Below are 20672 nucleotides of genomic sequence, written 5' to 3'. Positions count from 1 at the left end.
AAAGTGCTATGAATGTAGATTTGTATGATTTCGAGCTCCCTGAGGAGCTTATCGCACAAACTCCGCTTGCGGAGCGGACAGCTTCACGATTGTTAACATTGAACAAGGAAGATGGGAGTATTGGCCATCATCATTTTCCAGATATACTCGATTATTTGAAGCCTGGAGACACCCTGATTCTGAACGATACAAGAGTCATTCCGGCACGCTTATTTGGCGTAAAGGAGGATACCGGGGCTAAAGCGGAGGTGCTTCTCCTCAAAAATTTAGGGGAAGACCGCTGGGAGGCCTTGGTGAAGCCAGGAAAGAAGCTTAAAGTTGGCACGGTGATCGTTTTTAGCGAAGAGCTTCGAGCAACGATAGAGTCGGAAGGAGACATGGGGGAAAGAACACTCCGTTTCTCATATAATGGGATTTTCAACGAAATCTTGGACCGGTTGGGCCAAATGCCCCTTCCACCTTATATTAAGGAAAAATTAGATGATCGCGAACGGTACCAGACAGTGTATTCCAAGCATGAAGGCTCTGCGGCGGCACCAACGGCCGGCCTTCATTTTACGAAGGAACTGTTGGAGCAAGTACAAGCTAAAGGTGTTAATGTTGGCTTTGTAACGCTTCACGTTGGCCTTGGTACGTTTCGCCCGATGTCGGTAGATCGGGTTGAGGACCATGTAATGCACGAGGAGTTCTATGTGCTTCCGCAGGAAACGGCCGATCTGCTGAATGAGACGAAGGCGAAGGGTGGACGGGTTATCGCCGTAGGTACCACATCCGCCCGGACACTGGAAACGGTGGCTCAGAAATGCGGCGATGGACCGATTATCAGAAGCAGCGGCTGGACGGGTATTTTTATATATCCTGGATATGAATTTGGACTTGTCGATGCATTACTGACCAATTTTCATTTACCAAAATCAACACTGGTAATGCTGGTCAGTGCCTTGGCGGGGCGAGAGCATATTATGAAAGCTTATCAGGAAGCAATTGAGCTAAAATATCGTTTCTTTAGCTTCGGCGATGCGATGTTTATTTACTAAAGTTAAGAGGATGGTTGATAAGAGTGGCTGCAGCAATTACCTATGAGCACATCAAAACGTGCAAACAATCCGGGGCGAGGCTGGGGCGGGTTCATACTCCGCATGGTTCGTTCGATACGCCCACGTTTATGCCGGTAGGTACCCAGGCCACGGTGAAAACGATGAGTCCGGAAGAGCTTAAGGAGATGGACGCACGCATTATTTTAAGCAATACGTATCACCTCTTTTTGCGTCCTGGGCATGAAATTATTCGGGAAGCCGGTGGATTGCACAAATTTATGAACTGGGACCGGTCCATCTTGACGGACAGCGGCGGTTTTCAAGTGTTTTCGCTTAGCGAGATGCGTAAAATCTCCGAAGAAGGCGTTCATTTCCGATCCCATCTGAATGGTGATAAGCTGTTCTTGTCACCCGAGGTGGCGATGGAAATTCAAAATGCGCTTGGTTCAGATATCATGATGGCCTTTGACGAATGTCCGCCTTACCCGGCGGAATATGAATATGTAAAACAATCAACTGAACGGACCAGCAGATGGGCTGAACGCTGCCTGAAAAGTCATGCTCGTCCGCATGATCAAGGGCTATTTGCCATCGTTCAGGGCGGGATGCATGAGGATTTACGCAAGCAAAGTGCACGGGATTTGACTTCCCTAGATTTTCCGGGGTATGCTATTGGTGGACTGAGTGTAGGTGAATCCAAGGCGTTGATGTACGAGGTGTTGGAATACACCGTACCGTTATTGCCTGCCAACAAGCCGCGTTACCTGATGGGCGTAGGTTCGCCGGATGCACTGATCGAAGGCGCTATTCGTGGCGTTGATATGTTCGATTGCGTGCTGCCGACTAGAATAGCCCGGAACGGCACAACGATGACTAGCCAAGGCAGACTAGTGGTACGAAACGCTCAGTATGCCAAAGATTTCGGACCACTGGATCCCGAGTGCGACTGCTATACATGTCGAAATTATTCCAGAGCTTATCTTCGCCACCTTATTAAAGCGGACGAGACGTTTGGGCTTCGTTTGACGACGTACCATAATCTGCATTTCTTGATTAAGCTGATGGATAAGGTCCGTCAGGCAATCATGGAAGATCGGCTGCTTAGTTTCCGGGATGAATTTTTTGAACAGTATGGTCTGTTTGGCAATGAAAAGGGATTTTAAGAAGTTCGATAGCTTCATACGATAAAGGGGGGATATCCAAACATGTTTCAGACTCATTATTTAGCAACGACACCAGCGGGCGGGACCAACTCCTTGGTAACGCTTATCATTCCGTTTGCGCTGATGATCGTCGTATTTTACTTTATGCTGATCCGTCCTCAGAAGAAGAAGCAGCAGCAGCGCAACACGATGTTGAGCGCCCTTAAAAAAGGGGACAAGATCGTTACGATCGGCGGTTTGCACGGTACGATTATGGAGCTCACCGACGATACGGTCGTGCTTCGCGTCAATGATGCAACCAAGCTCACCTTTGACCGGAGCGCGATTAGTCATAGCATCAGCCCGGAGACCGAGTCCAAGAGCTAAGCAAAAAAGAGCCTGATATTACAGGCTCTTTTTTGTTTCTTTGGCAATTGTGAGGAGTGGCTCATTTTGAACGGGTTTCGTTAACCATTGTCCTATTTTGATTCCTAGCGTAGAGGCAATGACTGCTAGAGTGAATCCGCCGATCATATCGGTTAACCAATGGATGCCCATGTAAAAGATGGCGAATATGATTATAGAGGCGCTAATCGTTGCACAAGCGGCCCAACGGCGGTTTCCCGAGCGTATCGCCAAGATGGCCATAGATACGGATATCGAAGTATGAAGACTTGGAAAACAGTTGTTTAATCCGGATAAAGGCCGGTATACTTGCTCAAAGTTAGGGAAGGCCTCCAGCATATAAAACGATGTCCCTGACGGAGCGTAAGACCACACTTCATTTACCGGGAAAAACAGGTAAAATGGAATGGCTACAAGATAGTTGATCATCACGGTACAGCAGGTTGCATAGATAAAGGCTTGTTTACCTTCAGATGCATAAATGCCGATCGAGGCTATGATCAAGCCTTGAAACACGACCAAGTAGAAAAAAGCGGTGACGTCGGTTACCCACGGGGCGTGAAACAGGCTTTGAAAGTTAGAGACAAAATGCCCTTCGAGCTGAAAAACCTTTGACGTGAAATCTGCATGGTACCCCATGCTCTCTTCCCACTGGAGCTCGTACTTGTTGACGAGCAGAACTCCAATCATTGCTACAAAAACAATGAGGAGGCGCTTTGAGCTTATCAGTTCCTTGGCGAAATTCGTCACGGCATACCATGGATTTTTCCGCGAGAATGTCCAAATTAGAACGACAACAACTAAAGCGGTTAGAAGTGAGATCATTTGCATTGAATGAAACATGGATAAAAAGAACCTCCTTAGGTACGTACACTACACTCCTTGTTGCCTATGTACAGATTACCATTTTGGAGGCGGTAAAGAAACTAACTGGCAAAAGATCACTTTTTAGCGAGATTTACTCCGACCACTCCCCCAAGGATGCCTACAATAGTCCCTGGAACGATAAGCAACCAATCTTGAAGGGATAGTGAGGTATCGAGTGCTAGAAAACTGATCAACAGAAGGGTCACCACATATAGCATTGCAGTAATCCCCCCTTGAAACCACCCTTTGGTCCCGGCGCGCTTCCCGGATACAATGCCTCCGAATAAAATAGAGATAGCATGCACGAAATACGTGTACAGCATCAGCTCTTGTTCTTCTAACACTTCGCCTTGAAGCAGCAACGATAGGATCAGTGCTCCGATCATCATCCATAAGTATGCATACCAGATCCCTGATAAGGTCGGCTGTGACAGCCTCATTCCGAACAAACGACGGATAAAGTGCATAATGCTAGTCCTCCTGTCCTTTTATTACCACCATTTTATGGTCAAGCTAGTGCTCTTAGTACTCGATTTCATCCACAAAATTAGCGGAATATTATGTAATTGATCCCGCTTTTTTATAAGTCGGTTCATCGCATGGAAAGATGACGCTGAGGTCAGACTAGCAATACTATGTAGTACGATTTTTAGGCTTGGAGGGATTGCCGTGGTGGATCATGTATGGCCTCACATCTTTCGTACTGTGCTGATGTATTTTACGGTATTTGCCGTAATGCGCATCATGGGAAAAAGGGAGATTGGCAAATTATCCGTGTTCGATCTCGTCATCTCAGTCATGATTGCGGAAATTGCAGTATTCGTACTTGAAGATATCAAACGGCCACTTTACGATGGCTTTGTACCGATGATTACTCTGATGTTGATCCAGATTCTTATCGCGGTATTGTCGCTGCGCTTTCGCAAGCTTCGTCTTTGGTTTGACGGTAAGCCTAGCGTTATCATTCGTAACGGTCAGATTAACCGGGAGGAAATGAGAAAGCAGAGGTACAATTTAGATGACCTGCTTATGCAGCTTCGTTCTCAGAAGATTGACAGTGTGGCTGATGTGGAGTTTGCGCTGCTGGAAACCAGCGGCCAGCTAAGTGTTTTCCCGAAAGAGAAAATGAACAGTAATGATGAAAGTGAACAGACAAGTAAAAAGAACAAGGATGTTCCCTCAGCGGCTGTTGTCAATTTGAAATATGAGGCTCTTCCTCTTCCCCTTATTATGGATGGAAAAGTAAATGATGAGAATCTAAAACAGATCGGGAAAACTCGATTTTGGCTAAAGAATCAAATTCAATCCAAAGGGCTGACTGATTTTAAACAGGTGTTCTTTTGCAGTATCGACCATAAAGGCGAGCTGTACGTGAATGCGATAAAAGACAAATAGATATCTTGCGGTGGTCATTACGGCTTGAACCATCTGCCGATAAACGGTATTCGTCTTAGATCCTGCAGATCGATTAGACCCATACCTCCGGCCAAAGCAAGATACAGCAATACGGAGGCGCCTGCAGCAGAGGTAAACTGAACCATAAGAGGCAGGCCGAAATTCATTTGGCTGAATAAGTACTGTGCCGCTCCAGCCATAATTACCATAGCAGTACAGACCTTGAGCAAATCAAGATAGGGCATTCGGTAGTTTAGCACACGTGCCACGCTATAACCATGCAATAACGTCACAACAATAAAATTGATAATGATGGCGATAATGGCTCCATAGATTCCTAACGCAGGATTTGACGCCAAATAAAGAATTAAGGAAATTTTGATGATGGCACCCACCAAAGTGTTTATCAGTGCGCGTCCTGGCTTATCGAGCGCCTGCAAAGTCGCTTGAAGCGGAGACTGGGCGTAAAGGAGCAGAGCAAAAGGAGCCATCGTTTTCAGCATGCCGGCAATTTCGGCATCATTGTAAATGAGCAAGCATAGCGGCTCAGCTAAAACGTACATAATTGCGGCAAAAGGAGCCCCCGTAACCAGAGCAAGCCGTAGAGATTGATGCAGCCTAAGGTGAATCGTGCGCATGTCTCCGCGGGCTTGGGCCTCCGCCAGGGACGGTACTAGCGATACTGCTAAGGAGGAGGTCAGCGCACCAGGTAGAAGCAAGAGCGGAATGACCATCCCCTGCAGAGCTCCATATTGCGATGTAGCCATAGCTACTCCTATACCGGCTATCGCTAAGCTTTGAGCTGTTGTAATAGACTCTAGAAGATAGGATAACGAACCAACAAGCCTACCCCCTGTGACGGGAATTGCGATTTTTAAAATACGGCGTAAGGTTGCTCCAAACAAACTGGATTCTTTTTCATGAATACTGTTATTCTGTTCCTGCTCGGTTTCTATATCGGCGGCATCTTGTTCACGTTTTTTCAAGCGGCGGTACTGCCAAAGCAGCACTCCTAATCCTGCTAGTTCACCTGCAACAACGCCTAGCATTGCTCCGGCTGCTGCATAAGTAATTCCCATAGGCAACAATAAGTAAGAAAACCACAGAACGCACAAAATTCTGACCAGCGTTTCCAGAATAGAGGAGACCGCGGACGGAATCATATCCTGTTTTCCCTGAAAATAGCCCCGATACACTGAGGATACGGCCACGATTACAATCATCGGACTCATAGCGATAAAAGTGTGATACACCCGAGAATCGGTTAGAATATAACGGCTCACCCATGGGGCTCCGAAAAGACATAGAAATGTAAAGAGAAACCCTGCGGCGGTCGTAAATACCAGGCTCGTCCGTAAAATGGACGTAGACTTGGCCGGCTGCCCCGATGACTCTGCTTCGGCTACCAATTTTGCGACGGCGAGGGGAATCCCGCCGGTAATGATCGTGACAATTACGAGGAAAAAGGGGTATCCCAACTGATATAGTCCTACGCCCTCCGCACCGATGACCCGAGGCAGCAAAATCCGCGGAATAAAACCAAGAATTCGGTTTACTATTCCTGCTACGAGCAGAATCATCGTGCCTTGGATAAAAGTTTGTTTATTCAAGCGACTCCCTCTCTCCCACAATGGCTTTACCATCTTTTTGGTTATTACTATGGATATGTCAGACCTGTCCGACTTCATGACTTGTCTTTTTTCGGGGATTCCACAATTTGTGGATGCATGCTAAGCAGGAATCGTGGCAATTGGGTAGAATGTTATAAAGCGGGCTATTTGAGGGGGGCATGATCGTGGCTGAAGAGGAAATGACCGAACAACAATTGAACGAAGCGATCGAAGTTTTGTGCCGCAGCAAGGCGGAGGAGTTCCGGCTCATCGGATATGAACACGTTACCGGTCCTGATGTCTGGGAATGTATCAGTCAGAAATATGAGAAGGATGGTTTTCCCCCGTTATATCAACTTGTTAACGACATTCTTTCTTTGAAGGCAACCCAGTTTATGAATTATATGACGATTTCCGCATATCGTGGATCCCGTTTTGACTAATGGGATCTTTTTTCGGCATGCCAACTATTAGCATTTTTTTAAAACGACAATATTTGATAAATTGACTGCCTTTTCTAGCATAGCTATAATAGGAATATTGAGAATTTGAAAGGGGAACGAAGTACGGGATGAAAAGAATTGTAGCATTCATAACCGTCGTGGTTGTCTCATTCGGTATTATGGGATGGACAAGCCCCGGCCTGCTAAACAACGTACATCTCGGTCTTGATTTGAAAGGCGGCTTTGAAATTTTGTACGAAGCCACCCCGCTGACGGGCGGAAGTCAAGTGACCAAAGAATCGCTGATCAAGACGGCACAGAGCCTTGAGGATCGCGCTAACAAGCTGGGGACCAGCGAGCCGGATGTCACAACAGAAGGTACCAATCGTATTCGTGTGAAACTCGCCGGCGTAACCGATGAAGCGGTTGTTCGTAAGCAAATGAAGGAACCAGCTTCGCTTACGTTCCGTAGCAAGGATGGTACGGAGAAAGGCGCACAAGAGTATAAGAAGATCGAAATGATCGGTACGGACTTTGTCCAAAACGGGGCTAAGCTCGAATATACTCAAATGAACGAGCCAGTAGTTAGCATTAAGGTGAAAAGCAAAGATAAATTCGCCGAAGTGACCAAGCGCTTGCTTGGAAAACCTCTAGCCATTTATATGAATGACAAGTATATTTCTGACCCTGTCGTTTCGGCGATAATTACCGACGGAAGTGCGCAAATCAGTGTAGGTGGCGATTTAAATAAAGCGAAAGAGCTTCGTGACCAGATTAACCTTGGTGCGTTGCCGCTGAAATTGACCGAGAAATACTCGCAAAGTGTGGGCGCAACGCTTGGTAAACAATCGCTGGACAGTACGATTGAAGCCGGTTTGATCGGTTCTGCGTTTATCTTGATCTTTATGATCGGGATGTACCGGGTTCCAGGTCTCGTGGCTGCATTCACATTGATTGTTCATACTTGGCTACTCATTCTTGTGTTTGTGTGGGCGGACTTCACGCTAACCCTTCCGGGGATTGCGGCATTTATACTCGGGATCGGGATGGCCGTCGACGCCAATATTATTACCAATGAACGGATTCATGAAGAGATGCGTTCAGGGAAGAGCATCATGTCGGCGGTTAAGGCCGGTGACAAGCATTCGTTACGGACCGTTATGGACTCGAATATTACAACGATTATCGTTGCTGCGGTCATGTATGCGTACGGTACTGGGGCTGTTAAAGGCTTCGCTCTCGTGCTCATCGTGGAAATCGTGCTCAGTATCGCCACGAATATTTATCTCTCTCGGTTCCTGCTGAATCTTCTGCTTAAAGCAGGCAAGCTGTCGAAACCGAAATATTTCGGCGTAAAGGAGAGTGAAATTCGTGAGCTTTAAGAAAAACCTAGATTACGTGCATCTTAGCAAATATTTTTATACGACGTCGATCGTGCTGACGATCGCCGGTATCATTTGCTTGTCACTGTTTGGATTGAACTACAGCGTAGACTTTAAAGCGGGTTCCAACGTGGACATTTCACTTTCTAAACCGCTCACCGCAGATCAAGTGAAACCTATTTTGAAACAAATCGGTGCTGAGGATGGCGTGATCAGCGCGGGCAAAGACCGAATGACGATCCGTTTTCCGGCAACATTGAGTGAAGACAACGATAAAAAACTGAAAGATGAAGTTTTGAAGCTGGATGATAAGGCCTCGTTCGAGGTGAATACGGTTGACCCGGAAATGGCCAAGGAATTGGCCCGCAATGCGATGTGGTCTGTCCTTTTTGCCAGCATTGGTATTATCATTTACGTCAGCATCCGGTTTGAGTGGCGTTTCGCCATTGCTGCTATCGTGGCGCTCCTGCACGATGCGTTTTTGGTAATTTCGGTATTCTCGCTCCTTCGACTGGAGGTTGATTTGACATTCATCACCGCCGTGTTGACGATAATCGGCTACTCGATCAACGATACAATCGTTATCTTTGACCGGATTCGTGAGAATCTGCGCTTTGGTAAACAGAAGACGAGACAGGATCTTATCAATTTGGTTAACCAAAGTATTGCGCAAACGATTATGCGTTCCATCTACACAGCGCTGACCGTCTTTGTAGCTGCTTTCTTCCTGTTCTTGCTGGGCGGGGAGTCCATTCGGATGTTCTCTCTGGCTATGGTTATTGGTCTTCTGTTCGGGGCTTATTCTTCAATCTTCATTGCAAGCCCGCTCTGGTTTGCTCTCAAAAGTAGACAAAAGAATAAGACAGCTAAAGCAGCCTAAGCGACTTGTTTACTAAATATTTGTTCAACCATTTTGTTTATATGTGTAGAGCCGCGTCGACATAGACGCGGCTTTGCCGCTCTTTCTAGTTTTTACGTGCTTCAGGAGGGTTATTATGACGCGCGAACAAACCGCAATTTCTGATCCCGCTACTTGGCTCAGCATCGTAAATCATGCGGCCCTCACCGTCTTCAAAGGGGCGGTCGGGCTGTTATTCGATAGCCGTGCACTGTTAGCGGATGCTTTGTATTCCGCTTCGGATGCTGCAGCCGAGTTAGCGGAAAAGGTGCAATTGCCCGGGCTTAAGAAATGGCGCTCTTCCCTGCAATCATATTCTCGAAAAGGAACTATGGAGCCTTTATTAGCTGTTTTCTTTTCTGTATTTCTGTTAATGGGCGGTCTGCAGCTAATGATTGTTTCAATTAAGGCGTTTACTCATAACGACATCGATCCACCCGAATTTGCGGCAGGAGTTGCCATCGTCATTTCTATCGCATTGAAGGAGGCTGTATTTCAGTTCCGCTTGCGGCAATCTCGTAAGTGGAGAAGTGATTATTCGCACTCCCTCGTAGAAATGCATCGTCAATCGCTTTATTCATCCATCGCTGCGTTGATAGGCGTTTTTGGGGCAATGACAGGTGAGGCGTGGGATGTACCGATGATGCTGTATCTGGATCCTGCAGCGGCACTATTTATATCTGTTTTGGTATTGTGGAGAGCATACCGGCTTGTCAAGGAATCGGTTTATGGCTCGCTCGTAGCAGATATTCATGAGGAGGATGCCACTTCATTTATAGAAACGGTACAGCGGGTTCATGGAGTGATTGCCGTTGACGATTTGAAGGCGCAGGAGTATGGGCACTACGTTACCGTAGTTGCGAAAATCAGCGTTAATCCGCGGATAACTGTAATGGAAGCGAACGATATTGCGAATCGAGCCAAAACGTTGTTGCTGCACAGATTTTCTCATGTCACCGATGTACGTATTCAAGTCGCACCTTATGAAGCCGGTTATCCTTATAAGACCAACAATGAGGTATCAGATAACGATATGCGGAATCTGCTTCAATAACGTTAGAACGATCATAAGGAAAGAAGGTGACGCATATGCTTCACCCTAAATACCGTTGGGAGTCGCTGTCTTCCGACGTGAAGGCTTCTCGGCTACTAGCGGATAGCCTGGATATCTCTCCTCTTCTGGCTACCTTGCTTGTTTCCCGTGGAATAGGCAATCCTAAGGAAGCAGAGTTATTTCTCAGCGGGACAATGAAGGATCAGCACGACCCGATGCTCCTCAGTGGTATGAAAGAAGCCGTTCCCCGCATTCGCCGGGCGGTAGAGACCGGGGAGCGAATTTTGATCTATGGAGATTATGATGCGGACGGGGTATCTTCCATCACATTGATGATATATCTCATGCGTCGGCTCGGCGCTACATACGATTACTACATTCCTCATCGGACCAAAGAAGGCTATGGCTTACACATACCGGCCCTTGAGGAGTTCCACCAACGAGGTTTTACCCTTGTGATTACCGTGGATACGGGAATCAGCGCGGTGGAGCAAATTGCTTTTGCGAACAAAATTGGAATGGATGTTATCGTGACGGACCACCACGAGCCGCCAGCCGTGCTACCAGAGGCGTACTCACTTATTAATCCTAAGCTCCCCTTCTGCCCTTATCCTTTTAAAGGTTTAGCAGGTGTAGGGGTTGCATATAAGCTTGCGGAAGCGCTTCTTGGTGAGCAAACTCCCGTAGAATGGACGGAACTCGCTGCGCTTGGCACGATCGCCGATTTAATGCCGCTTACAGGCGAAAATAGGATGATTGTAAAAAGTGGACTAGCCTCGATGGCTAGGTCGGCTTTTCCTGGGATGACAGCGCTCCTTGGTACGGCTGGATGGTCGAATGGAGAGGTCACTTCGACGTCTGTAGCATTTGGCCTTGCCCCGCGCATTAATGCAAGTGGACGAATGTCGCATGCGAACCGGGCAGTTGCTTTGTTAACAGCCGAAAGCCTTGATGAGGCGGAGATTATTGCTGAAGAACTGGATGTGCTGAACAAGGAGCGTCAGCTGTTGGTGGAGCACATTCTGGAGGAAGCGCTGCTTCAACTGGAGGAGCAGGCTGGGCGGAACGACTTGCCTAGAGTTATCGTAGTTGCAGGAAAAGGCTGGAATGCAGGGGTCGTCGGCATTGTAGCCTCCAAACTGCTTGAACGCTATTATCGTCCGACGATCGTGCTTGGGATCAACCCGGAGACGGGGGAAAGCAAAGGTTCTGCACGCTCCATCCCAGGCTTTGATATCTATGAAGCTTTGACGGAATGTGAAGATTTACTCGATCATTTCGGAGGTCATCCCTCGGCAGCAGGGATGTCCTTAAATTGCAATAAGCTGGACGATTTTTCACTAAGGCTGAACAAATTTGCTGATGGGCTGCTCAATCCGGAGCATTTTGTCCCCGTGATGCAAACGGATTTGGATTGCTCATTGCAGGATATATCTCTTCAGGCTATTGAGCAAATTGAAAGTCTTGCCCCGTTTGGCATGGCAAACTCTTGCCCGCGCCTATTGATACGAGACGTTAAGCTGCTGGAGTGTCGGCAAATAGGGAAGGATGGAAAGCATCTCAAGCTGCTTTTAGGGCAAAACGGACATACCGTAGAGGCGGTTGCTTTCGGCAAAGGAGAGTTGGCACCGCTCCTATCGGAGCAAGCCGTTTTAGATCTTGTTGCGGAAGCGGGGATCAATGAATGGAATGGTTCCCGCAAACCTCAATTAATCATTCAAGACTTGTCAGTTTCCCATCTGCAGGTATTTGACTATCGGGGTTCACGCAATCCTGCGGCACAACTGGAGGACTTGAAGGGCAAACTTATGAATATCCCAGCTTGCGGAACAGGCAACCCGGCGGTTGTAGCAAATCACAGCTCAAAATTTTTGTCCGATTGCGATTTGAAGGATATGGCAGTTTGGGTATATGATAAGGAAGTTGGTGTGATTCCGGGCAATACGTTGGCTAAGGCCGGCGATGTGAATGAGGTCAGAACGCTATTTGTTCTTGAGCTTCCCGAATCGTCCGAAGGCTGGAGCCGGATGTTGGCCGAATTCAGCATGCTGGAAAGGGTATATTTGCTTCATCCTATGCGCTCATCTCATGAAATCATTGAGATGCCTTCCCGTGACCACTTCAAACTCGTATACAGCCTTCTTCGCAGAACAGATATGTCCGCGTTTAAGGAGGACGAGCTGGTTTCAGCGCTGGTCAAACGCACCGGTTGGTCAAAGCGGATGCTGGAGCTGACGCTTGGGGTTTTCGAGGAGCTAGGCTTTATCGACCGAGATTCGGGAAAGATAACAGTCAACCCTACCCCTTCCAAACGGCCTCTGGAATCCTCAAGCAGGTATAGAGAGTTGGGATTGCTTGCGGAAATGGAGCAAATGCTGCTGCGTGCCAGAGTGCCGGAAATAACTGAATGGATGCTAACCCGCATTCAGGGTGCTTCATAAACACGATTCAATATTGGCAGGGGTCTGCCCTGCCGCCATTCTGGTGTGCATACTATTTAGGAGGAGATTGGATTGGATTTCAAAAATTACATTCGGGTGATTCCAGATTTTCCGCAGCCCGGGATTAGCTTCAAGGATATTACAACTTTGCTGAATGACGGCGAAAAATATCGCCAGGCCATTGATGATTTGAAACAACTCGTATCAAATCTGAAAATTGACCTTATCGCCGGTCCTGAAGCCCGTGGCTTCGTTGTAGGGGCGCCGCTTGCTTACGCACTAGGAGTCGGATTCGTGCCGATTCGTAAGAGCGGGAAGCTGCCTTATAAAACGATTGAAGTAGAATACGATCTGGAGTATGGTAAGGATCGCTTGGCTATGCATAGTGATGCGATTCAACCTGGACAAAATGTATTGATTGCCGATGACCTGCTCGCAACAGGAGGAACGATTTCCACATCCGTTAATCTCGTGCGTCAATTGGGCGGCAATGTGGTAGGTACTGCATTTTTGATCGAGCTTAGCGAACTGAATGGTCGGGCTAAACTGCCGGATATTGAAGTGTTCTCGCTTGTTTCTTACTAAAAATTTGCTGTTCTTATAAAAAAAAGCGCGAGAGTAGGGGGGGCCCTGCTGCTCGCGCTTTTTTTACTTGCCTCAATGGTTAATGTGCGGCATCCTCTTTTTCATTGGACAAACCAAGCACTTGAATCAGTTTAAAGAACAGGCTAAGCAGGATGCCGACAATCGTAGCTAAAGCCATCCCTTTAAGTTCGACATTGCCCATCGTGAGCTTCGCACCGCTTAGGCCGATGACGAGAACGACAGTAGTTAATAGCATGTTGGTGGATTTGGAGAAATCCACTTTTTGCTCAACAAAGATTCGCAAGCCCGAAGCTGCAATTACGCCAAACAGGAGAAGGGATACGCCGCCCATTACTGGCGTGGGGATGTAGGCGATCATCGCCGAGAATTTGCCAGAGAAAGAGAGTAGTATCGCGAAGATTGCGGCTCCCCCGATAACAAACACGGAATATACTTTAGTCAGGGCCATAACCCCAATGTTCTCCCCATATGTCGTGTTAGGTGTTGACCCAACAAAGCCGGACAAAATGGTGGAAATCCCGTTGCCAAGTAGAGAACGATGCAGTCCAGGATCTTTAGATAAATCTTTACCAACGATATTGCTTGTTACGAGCAGGTGTCCGATATGTTCTACAATAACAACCAGTGAAACAGGAACGATTGTAGCGATGGCGGATAAGTTCCACTCAGGTGTTGTTACGGTTGGAAGTGAAATCCACTTGGCGGAGGCGATGGCGGCCGTATTAACTTCACCTAAGAAATACGCTAGGGTATAGCCAACCACGATGCCAATGAGGATATGAATGATTTTTGGAAAGCCGCGGAACAATACAGCTCCAAGTACCGTAACCCCTAAGGTTACGAGGGAAATAAGGATGCTTGTTGGATCGGGAGTCCAAGATTTGGTCGCGTCGCTATTGATTAAGCCGGCCATGCCTGCTGCTACTGGAATGAGCTCTAGACCGATCAGGGCAACAATGGCGCCCATAGCTGCCGGTGGGAACACAACATCGATCCAGGCAGTGCCTGCAAATTTGATTAACAGTGCGATGATAATAAAGATGATCCCGGTAACGATAAAGGCGCCGAGAGCCATTGAATACCCATTGCCCGGGTTTTTAGCCAGCACTAGGGTAACCGGAGAAATAAAGGCAAAGCTTGAACCTAGATAAGCCGGGATTTTACCTTTACAAATCAAAATATAAAGCAGTGTGCCGATCCCGTTCATCAGCAGAATCATGCCGGGGTCTACCCCAAACAGGTTAGGAACGAGCACGGTGCTTCCGAACATCGCAAAAAGATGCTGGAGGCTTAGCAGTATGCCGGGCCCGAAGGGGACTTTCTCATTAACTTGGATTTCGCGTTGCAAACAGGGTCACTCCTCTTAAATAACGTTCATATGATAACTATCCTTAATAGATTAAATACATTGCCGACATTTTTCAACAGAAATTTTGCTTTCATGTCATTTTCTTTAACATCATCCCCTATAAATTTGTTTTCATTCGGTATATCAAGCTCAAAAAATAACTCTGCAAATGGATGAGGACACTACTTAGCAAGAGTTGACGGGAGAGAGCGCAAGAGTCATAATTATAGGAAATCAAAATGAGGCGATTCATGCACTCTTGCATTCGTTCATTTGTGTTCGTCATTTCAGTTATTTTCATATAGAAAGGAATCGGAAAGGATTCAATGGGCATAGAGCAATTACTCGAAAAGGCGTCTGCCTATATAAAGGAATCGGATCTACACCGCATTAGGGAAGCCTATGAGTTTGCGGAGCAGGCTCACCATGGGCAGGTCCGTAAATCCGGAGAACCTTATATTCTTCATCCATTGGCTGTTGCGGATATTGTCGTAAACATGCAGATGGATGTTTTGTCGATCATTGCGGCATTGCTTCATGATGTGGTGGAAGACACAACCGTATCCTTGAAGGAGATCCAAGACAAATTCGGCGGGGATTGCGCTCTGCTCGTCGATGGGTTGACGAAGCTGGAACGGATTAAGTTCCGCTCCAAGGAAGAACAGCAAAATGAAAACTATCGGAAAATGTTTATCGCCATGGCTCAGGATATCCGCGTCATCGTAATCAAGCTCGCGGACAGGCTACATAACATGCGCACGCTCAAATATCAATCGGAGGAGAGTCAGCGGCGAATTGCTTACGAAACGCTGGAGATTTTTTGCCCCATTGCCAACCGGCTCGGGATTTCGGCGATCAAGTGGGAAATGGAAGATATCGCGCTGCGTTATTTGAATCCCCAGCAGTATTACCGGATTGCCAATCTAATGCGCAAAAAACGGGCTGAGCGCGAGGAATACATTAAGAATGTCATTTCCCGTATCTCCGAAAAGCTTGATGAAATGGGGGTCCACGCGGACTTGTCCGGCCGCCCCAAACATATTTACAGCGTTTATAAGAAAATGACCGTAAAAAACAAGCAGTTTAACGAAATATACGATCTGCTTGCGATTCGAATCATTGTAGACAATATTAAAGACTGTTATGCGACCCTGGGAATCATCCATACGCTGTGGAAACCGATGCCAGGGCGTTTCAAGGATTACATCGCCATGCCGAAGGCGAATATGTATCAGTCGCTCCATACGACGGTTGTAGGACCAAATGGAGAGCCTACGGAGGTGCAGATTCGAACCTGGGATATGCACCGCACAGCAGAATACGGGATTGCGGCTCACTGGGCGTATAAAGAGGGAACCGATTCAAGCGGCATGGAAAAAAATAGAATGACGTTCTTTAGCGAGATCCTCGAGCTTCAACATGAGGCAAAGGACGCCTCTGAATTTGTGGAATCGCTCAAAATGGACTTTTTCTCAGACTTGGTGTTCGTATTCACTCCATCCGGTGAGGTCATCGAGCTGCCGGCAGGCTCCGTACCGCTGGATTTTGCTTACCGAATCCACACGGAGGTCGGTAACCGGACGATCGGTTCCAAGGTGAACGGCCGGATTGTGCCACTTGACCATAAACTGAAGACTGGCGATATCGTCGAAATTTTGACTTCGAAGCATTCTTACGGACCTAGTCAGGATTGGCTTAAAATCGCTCAATCCTCCCATGCGCGTAGTAAAATCAAGCAATGGTTCAAGAAAGAGAAGCGCGAGGAAAATGTGGAAAAAGGCCGCGACGCGATCGAACGCGAGCTAAAGCGCGCAGGCATCGATTCTTCGCTGTGGATGACGGACGAGAAGCTGCTCGAGGCAGCCAAAAAGTATGCCTTCAACGATATCGACGATATGCTGTCGGCGATCGGCTTTGGTGGAATTACGGCGTCTCAGGTTGTGACGAAGCTGACCGAGAAGCTGCGGAAGGAGCAGGAAGAGGCGGCCGGGCACATCGAGCTTACCTCGGAAGTCAAGGAAGTTAAGGCCGCTCCTGAGGAGCGGAAGCATCGCCCAACCAATGGCGTTGTCGTCAAGGGCATTGACAATTTGCTTGTACGCTTTGCAAGATGCTGCAACCCAGTGCCGGGCGACGAAATCGTCGGTTATATTACCCGAGGACGCGGCGTGTCCGTTCACCGCAGCGACTGTCCGAATATTCCTACGGGAAATGACGGAGAAGAAGCCGCAAGGGTCATCGATGTGGAATGGGAAGATGCCATCGAAGCGAACTATAGCGTCGACATCGAAATTACCGGACATGACCGCCGTAATTTCTTGAATGAGGTGCTGCAGGCGGTTTCCGAGAGTAAAACGAATATTTCGGCCGTTTCGGGCCGATCCGATAAGAACAAAATGGCTTTGGTGCATATGACGATTTTGATCCGTAATACGGACCATTTGCAATCCGTTGTAGAGAAAATCAAGCGGGTTAAGGATGTCTATACGGTCCACCGGATTATGCAATAGGCTGGGTTATTAGGAAAGGTACGGAGATGCATGAGGATTGTTGTTCAACGCTGCAAGCAGGCTCGGGTCACCGTAGGGGGAACAACCATTGGTTCCATCGGGAACGGGCTGATGCTGCTGGTCGGAATTACCCATGAAGATACCGACAAGGATGCTGCATATTTAGCCGAGAAGGTTGCTGGTCTGCGAATATTTGAAGATGAAGCCGGCAAAATGAATCTTAGTGTGACAGATGTCGGTGGATCTATTTTGTCGGTATCGCAGTTTACGCTGTATGGCGACTCCCGCAAAGGGAAACGTCCGAGCTTCATAGCGGCGGCCCGTCCCGAAATGGCAGCGCCGCTTTACGACCGTTTTAACGCCATGCTCAGGGACAAAGGGCTCGTGGTTGAAACCGGCGAATTTGGAGCCGACATGGATGTTGAGCTGATAAACTGGGGACCGGTGACGCTCATTCTGGACAGTCCGGGTGCCAACGCTTAAGGCTCCAAGAGGAGCTTGCGCGGTTTTGCTAAGGCATATTTAGCGCTGATTTGGGACACTCTGAGTGATAAGAGAACCTAATCTTGCATTAAGGGGTATTGTCCTATGCGTCAATCCGTAAAGTCCAGAGACTGGCAATGCTTCCCGGCTATGTCGGCGGGAGACCGAAACGAGGCCCGGATGCTGTCAAGAGCAGCCTATCCGGAGCAATTTGAACTAATGCAGCGGGAGGTTAAGCCTTCCGCGGAATGGCTTCCGCGACCCGGAAGCTGATTTTTTTGAAAAGACCGTGATACGGAGAGCCGTGATACGGCTCTTTTTTATATTCTCCACGCATTGGGAGAACCTGTATCATGTATAACTCATAACTTGACTAGGTAGATGTATTTTGTGCAGTTAATGATCGTCCTTTTTGTGGGTTGGGAGAAAGTAATTGTAAAATGTACAACTAAATGAGCAATGTAACTTAGGATCCAGGGGATAGAGTGCTTTTAGATGTATATTTTACAGTTATCCCTGAAGAAATAGGGAATATCTACAAAATAGATGCACTATTTACATTTAGCTGCGAACTGGCAGAAACGCAAAACGTGATATTTGCGATCAATTGCAAAATAGGGTCACCAAGGAGTAATAAAGCAGGGCCATCTGGGCAATAACAACAAAAACAACTCCGCACGCGAGCAATGACAACTAGAATGAAGGAGGGCCCGGAATGACTAGAAACATACAGGCTTATTTCCAAAGTGAGGACCTGGTGGAGGGTGCAAGAATGAGTCTTCTTTCATACCGAACGGAGCAGGTTGAAGCAGGACATGTTGAGGACAGTGTAGCTGCAAACGACAATCTTATAGTGCCGTTGCTCCCTGTATCTACCGGTACGATGAGTACGGGCGGAAGTCCGGGGACCGTACCGATTCCGCTAACAGGGACAATGCGTGGCGGGCAAAGTATCCTGCCGGTGATCGCGTTCGGCGATCGAAATGCGGGCGACACTCTGAACGGTGAGCAAAGTGAAGCTGTGAGCGGGGAACATCGAAAGGATCCTGTGATGGATACAATAGATACCAACGACCGGCCTCAGGGCTGGAAATATGTGCTGAGTGCTAAAGTACAGGAGGAGGATTATGACAGCATCGTGAGTAAACTGCGTGAGCAGGGCGCCTTTATCCCTGATACAAAGTAAAACAGCTTGTAATATAACTGTAATATTAGATTCATGTTCCTTTAACATAAGCTGTTTATAATAACAGCATGACCCCCTTTTAATATATTACTTTTGAACCTGCACCCCGTTGGTGTCAGGTTTTTTTCTTTTCAATAACGGTTTTTTCAGGTTCGGACTTGACTTTAGTACAGTGGTTCATTACAATCAAAAAATACACAGTTTGTATCATATGTATTCGATGACGGGACAAAGTACTTCAGCCCCACATCCACAGAGAGGGATCCCTATTCTTACAATGGCTTATTGCCTTTATAAGACTGGCTGGAAGGATTCCGGTGATGATTGAACGAAAGACTTCCCAGAGAACCGACGGCGAAAACGGCAGGTGGCACTGTACACTTTCCGGTAAAAGTAGACGATCGGCGTAGGCGTGGCGTTAACCGCTTAAAGCGAATCCTATACATATTCAAAAAGGGTCAAACAGATGGTTGATATGCTGGACCTGAGATGGATGGGCATTCGGAATGTGGGTGGTACCACGGGTGATCGAAAATGGTTCTCTCGTCCCTGTTGTTTGACAACAGGGGCGGGAGTTTTTTATTTTCAAAAGTAATTTTTTGGATGGAGGATGAGCTATGGCTTTTCAAAAACCGACTGGTACACAGGATTTGCTGCCTGGCGCCGTCGAGAAATGGCAATTCATTGAAGATAAGGCCAGGGATTTATGCCGCCGTTTTAACTACCGCGAAATCCGTACCCCAATTTTCGAGCAAACCTCGCTTTTTGAACGGGGCGTTGGTGAAACGACGGATATTGTTGAGAAAGAGATGTACACGTTCCTCGACAAAGGTGAGCGCAGTATGACGCTGCGTCCGGAAGGAACCGCAGGGGTTGTTCGCTCCTATGTGGAGAACAAGTTATATGGCGAACCCGACGTTAGCAAGCTGTATTATATCGGACCGATGTTCAGGTATGAACGGCCGCAAGCCGGACGGCAGCGCCAGTTCCATCAATTTGGTGTAGAGGCGTTCGGGGCGACTGACCCGGCGATCGATGCCGAAGTTGTGGCCCTGGGCTATCAGTTTTGCCGCGAGCTAGGTTTAAAGGATGTTAAAGTGGAGATCAATTCCGTGGGCAACCCGGCGAGCCGTGCGGCTTACCGTGAGAAGTTGCTGGATTTCCTTATGCCGATGCGCGATAGCCTGTGCAAAGACTGCCAATCTCGCATGGATCGCAATCCGCTGCGCGTACTTGATTGCAAGGTGGATCAGGATAAATTCAAAGGAGCACCATCCATCCTGGATAGCCTGGATGAGGAATGCACTACGCATTTTGCCAAGGTACAAGAGCTGCTCTCTGCCATGGAGGTAGAGTATGTCATTAACCCGCGCCTTGTTCGGGGCCTTGACTACTACACCTACACGGCGTTTGAATACAAAGCGCAGGGCATCGGTGCGATCGATACAATCGGCGGCGGCGGACGCTACAACGGTCTCGTAGCCGAAGTCGGCGGCCCGGATCAGCCGGGGATCGGAATGGCGCTAGGGCTTGAGCGGATCGCGCTTATTTTGGAGAAGCAGGAAATCGGCGTAAGCGGCGCTAAACCGCTGGATGTCTACCTAATTGCTCTCGGGGAGGCCGCAGATAAAGAGGTAACTACACAGCTGTTCAAGCTGCGGCAAGCTGGATTTTCCGCCGAACGCGACTATCTTGGCCGCAAAATGAAGGCACAAATGAAGTCCGCCGACCGAATGCAGGCGCGCTATACAGCAATCCTAGGTGAGGATGAGCTGCAGCGCGGCGAAATCGCTTTGAAGTCGATGGAGAGCGGCGAGCAGCAAACCGTTAAGCTAGACGAGTTAATCCAAGCATTGCATTAAAAT

At 47.8% G+C, this 20672-nt stretch carries 19 protein-coding genes; 15 read left to right on the top strand and 4 right to left on the bottom strand.

Annotation, left to right across the window (positions count from 1 at the left end):
• Nucleotides 1-8: 8 nt before the first annotated feature.
• From queA to yajC, 3 genes are read left to right on the top strand one after another with little or no spacing between them, the layout of a single operon-like run.
• Complete coding sequence (gene queA / locus ACFQ3W_RS12260; protein WP_379319519.1) at nucleotides 9-1037, top strand: tRNA preQ1(34) S-adenosylmethionine ribosyltransferase-isomerase QueA; 1029 nt, start codon at nucleotides 9-11, stop codon at nucleotides 1035-1037.
• A 23-nt stretch (nucleotides 1038-1060) separates the two neighbouring features.
• The gene (tgt, locus tag ACFQ3W_RS12255) at nucleotides 1061-2200 is read left to right on the top strand and encodes a tRNA guanosine(34) transglycosylase Tgt (protein ID WP_379319518.1); all 1140 of its coding nucleotides are present in this window, start codon (nucleotides 1061-1063) and stop codon (nucleotides 2198-2200) included.
• Nucleotides 2201-2242: 42 nt separating this feature from the next.
• On the top strand, nucleotides 2243-2566 hold the full coding sequence (gene yajC, locus ACFQ3W_RS12250; RefSeq protein WP_379319517.1) for a preprotein translocase subunit YajC: 324 nt from the start codon (nucleotides 2243-2245) through the stop codon (nucleotides 2564-2566).
• An 18-nt stretch (nucleotides 2567-2584) separates the two neighbouring features.
• Here the strand turns inward: yajC and ACFQ3W_RS12245 are convergent, their stop codons facing one another.
• Together ACFQ3W_RS12245 and ACFQ3W_RS12240 are read right to left on the bottom strand one after the other, a co-directional pair.
• On the bottom strand, nucleotides 2585-3427 hold the full coding sequence (locus tag ACFQ3W_RS12245; RefSeq protein WP_379319516.1) for a phosphatase PAP2 family protein: 843 nt from the start codon (nucleotides 3425-3427) through the stop codon (nucleotides 2585-2587).
• Between the two features lie 98 nt (nucleotides 3428-3525).
• The gene (locus ACFQ3W_RS12240) at nucleotides 3526-3918 is read right to left on the bottom strand and encodes a TIGR04086 family membrane protein (RefSeq protein ID WP_379319515.1); all 393 of its coding nucleotides are present in this window, start codon (nucleotides 3916-3918) and stop codon (nucleotides 3526-3528) included.
• A gap of 244 nt (nucleotides 3919-4162) precedes the next feature.
• On the opposite strand from ACFQ3W_RS12240, the gene ACFQ3W_RS12235 reads away from it, so the two are divergent.
• Nucleotides 4163-4846, top strand: coding sequence for a DUF421 domain-containing protein (locus tag ACFQ3W_RS12235; protein WP_379319530.1), 684 nt, complete (start codon nucleotides 4163-4165; stop codon nucleotides 4844-4846).
• A gap of 17 nt (nucleotides 4847-4863) precedes the next feature.
• Here ACFQ3W_RS12235 and spoVB read toward each other — a convergent pair whose 3' ends face one another.
• Complete coding sequence (spoVB, locus tag ACFQ3W_RS12230) at nucleotides 4864-6456, bottom strand: stage V sporulation protein B (protein ID WP_379319514.1); 1593 nt, start codon at nucleotides 6454-6456, stop codon at nucleotides 4864-4866.
• 185 nt (nucleotides 6457-6641) lie between these two features.
• On the opposite strand from spoVB, the gene ACFQ3W_RS12225 reads away from it, so the two are divergent.
• The 6 genes from ACFQ3W_RS12225 to ACFQ3W_RS12200 all read left to right on the top strand — a co-directional run bounded on the left by ACFQ3W_RS12225 (nucleotide 6642) and on the right by ACFQ3W_RS12200 (nucleotide 13259).
• A complete protein-coding gene (locus ACFQ3W_RS12225; protein ID WP_379319513.1) occupies nucleotides 6642-6899 on the top strand; it encodes a post-transcriptional regulator in 258 nt (85 codons plus the stop codon).
• Between the two features lie 128 nt (nucleotides 6900-7027).
• The gene (gene secD, locus ACFQ3W_RS12220) at nucleotides 7028-8281 is read left to right on the top strand and encodes a protein translocase subunit SecD (protein ID WP_379319512.1); all 1254 of its coding nucleotides are present in this window, start codon (nucleotides 7028-7030) and stop codon (nucleotides 8279-8281) included.
• Entirely contained in the window at nucleotides 8271-9161 is an 891-nt protein-coding gene (gene secF, locus ACFQ3W_RS12215; protein WP_379319511.1) for a protein translocase subunit SecF, read from the top strand. The genes secD and secF overlap by 11 nt, the downstream gene beginning before the upstream one ends.
• Before the next feature lie 115 nt (nucleotides 9162-9276).
• Nucleotides 9277-10233 (top strand): cation diffusion facilitator family transporter, encoded by a 957-nt coding sequence (locus tag ACFQ3W_RS12210; RefSeq protein WP_379319510.1) that lies wholly within the window; start codon nucleotides 9277-9279, stop codon nucleotides 10231-10233.
• A gap of 35 nt (nucleotides 10234-10268) precedes the next feature.
• Nucleotides 10269-12674 (top strand): single-stranded-DNA-specific exonuclease RecJ, encoded by a 2406-nt coding sequence (recJ, locus tag ACFQ3W_RS12205; protein ID WP_379319509.1) that lies wholly within the window; start codon nucleotides 10269-10271, stop codon nucleotides 12672-12674.
• A 72-nt stretch (nucleotides 12675-12746) separates the two neighbouring features.
• On the top strand, nucleotides 12747-13259 hold the full coding sequence (locus ACFQ3W_RS12200) for an adenine phosphoribosyltransferase (protein ID WP_379319508.1): 513 nt from the start codon (nucleotides 12747-12749) through the stop codon (nucleotides 13257-13259).
• Nucleotides 13260-13338: 79 nt separating this feature from the next.
• Here the strand turns inward: ACFQ3W_RS12200 and uraA are convergent, their stop codons facing one another.
• Nucleotides 13339-14628 carry a uracil permease gene (gene uraA / locus ACFQ3W_RS12195; protein ID WP_379319507.1) on the bottom strand — a complete coding sequence of 430 codons (1290 nt, stop codon included), beginning with the start codon at nucleotides 14626-14628 and terminating at the stop codon, nucleotides 13339-13341.
• Nucleotides 14629-14954: 326 nt separating this feature from the next.
• Between uraA and ACFQ3W_RS12190 the strand changes: the two genes are divergently transcribed.
• From ACFQ3W_RS12190 to hisS, 5 genes are all read left to right on the top strand, one after another.
• Nucleotides 14955-17138: a RelA/SpoT family protein gene (locus ACFQ3W_RS12190; protein WP_379319506.1), complete on the top strand. Its 2184-nt coding sequence runs from the start codon at nucleotides 14955-14957 to the stop codon at nucleotides 17136-17138.
• A gap of 30 nt (nucleotides 17139-17168) precedes the next feature.
• Entirely contained in the window at nucleotides 17169-17621 is a 453-nt protein-coding gene (gene dtd / locus ACFQ3W_RS12185) for a D-aminoacyl-tRNA deacylase (RefSeq protein WP_379319505.1), read from the top strand.
• A 105-nt stretch (nucleotides 17622-17726) separates the two neighbouring features.
• Nucleotides 17727-17894, top strand: coding sequence for a hypothetical protein (locus ACFQ3W_RS12180; protein WP_379319504.1), 168 nt, complete (start codon nucleotides 17727-17729; stop codon nucleotides 17892-17894).
• A 442-nt stretch (nucleotides 17895-18336) separates the two neighbouring features.
• Complete coding sequence (locus ACFQ3W_RS12175) at nucleotides 18337-18807, top strand: hypothetical protein (RefSeq protein ID WP_379319503.1); 471 nt, start codon at nucleotides 18337-18339, stop codon at nucleotides 18805-18807.
• Between the two features lie 617 nt (nucleotides 18808-19424).
• Nucleotides 19425-20669, top strand: a complete 1245-nt coding sequence (hisS, locus tag ACFQ3W_RS12170; protein WP_379319502.1) for a histidine--tRNA ligase — start codon at nucleotides 19425-19427, stop codon at nucleotides 20667-20669.
• The last annotated feature ends 3 nt before the right edge of the window (nucleotides 20670-20672 follow it).

This window comes from Paenibacillus puldeungensis, from assembly GCF_042678945.1.
Classification (GTDB): domain Bacteria; phylum Bacillota; class Bacilli; order Paenibacillales; family Paenibacillaceae; genus Fontibacillus; species Fontibacillus puldeungensis.
The sequence above is the reverse complement of the archived record's forward strand: the minus strand, read 5'-3'. Positions and strand labels throughout refer to the sequence as shown.

Excerpts from the sequence above, each read along its gene's own strand:
- yajC (WP_379319517.1), top strand. The coding sequence starts at position 2,243 with ATGTTTCAGACTCATTATTTAGCAACGACACCAGCGGGCGGGACCAAC.
- ACFQ3W_RS12175 (WP_379319503.1), top strand. The coding sequence starts at position 18,337 with ATGACTAGAAACATACAGGCTTATTTCCAAAGTGAGGACCTGGTGGAG.
- ACFQ3W_RS12210 (WP_379319510.1), top strand. The coding sequence starts at position 9,277 with ATGACGCGCGAACAAACCGCAATTTCTGATCCCGCTACTTGGCTCAGC.
- ACFQ3W_RS12190 (WP_379319506.1), top strand. The coding sequence starts at position 14,955 with ATGGGCATAGAGCAATTACTCGAAAAGGCGTCTGCCTATATAAAGGAA.
- ACFQ3W_RS12245 (WP_379319516.1), bottom strand. The coding sequence starts at position 3,427 with ATGTTTCATTCAATGCAAATGATCTCACTTCTAACCGCTTTAGTTGTT.
- ACFQ3W_RS12240 (WP_379319515.1), bottom strand. The coding sequence starts at position 3,918 with ATGCACTTTATCCGTCGTTTGTTCGGAATGAGGCTGTCACAGCCGACC.
- queA (WP_379319519.1), top strand. The coding sequence starts at position 9 with ATGAATGTAGATTTGTATGATTTCGAGCTCCCTGAGGAGCTTATCGCA.
- hisS (WP_379319502.1), top strand. The coding sequence starts at position 19,425 with ATGGCTTTTCAAAAACCGACTGGTACACAGGATTTGCTGCCTGGCGCC.
- secD (WP_379319512.1), top strand. The coding sequence starts at position 7,028 with ATGAAAAGAATTGTAGCATTCATAACCGTCGTGGTTGTCTCATTCGGT.
- ACFQ3W_RS12235 (WP_379319530.1), top strand. The coding sequence starts at position 4,163 with ATGTATTTTACGGTATTTGCCGTAATGCGCATCATGGGAAAAAGGGAG.
- ACFQ3W_RS12180 (WP_379319504.1), top strand. The coding sequence starts at position 17,727 with ATGCGTCAATCCGTAAAGTCCAGAGACTGGCAATGCTTCCCGGCTATG.
- dtd (WP_379319505.1), top strand. The coding sequence starts at position 17,169 with ATGAGGATTGTTGTTCAACGCTGCAAGCAGGCTCGGGTCACCGTAGGG.
- recJ (WP_379319509.1), top strand. The coding sequence starts at position 10,269 with ATGCTTCACCCTAAATACCGTTGGGAGTCGCTGTCTTCCGACGTGAAG.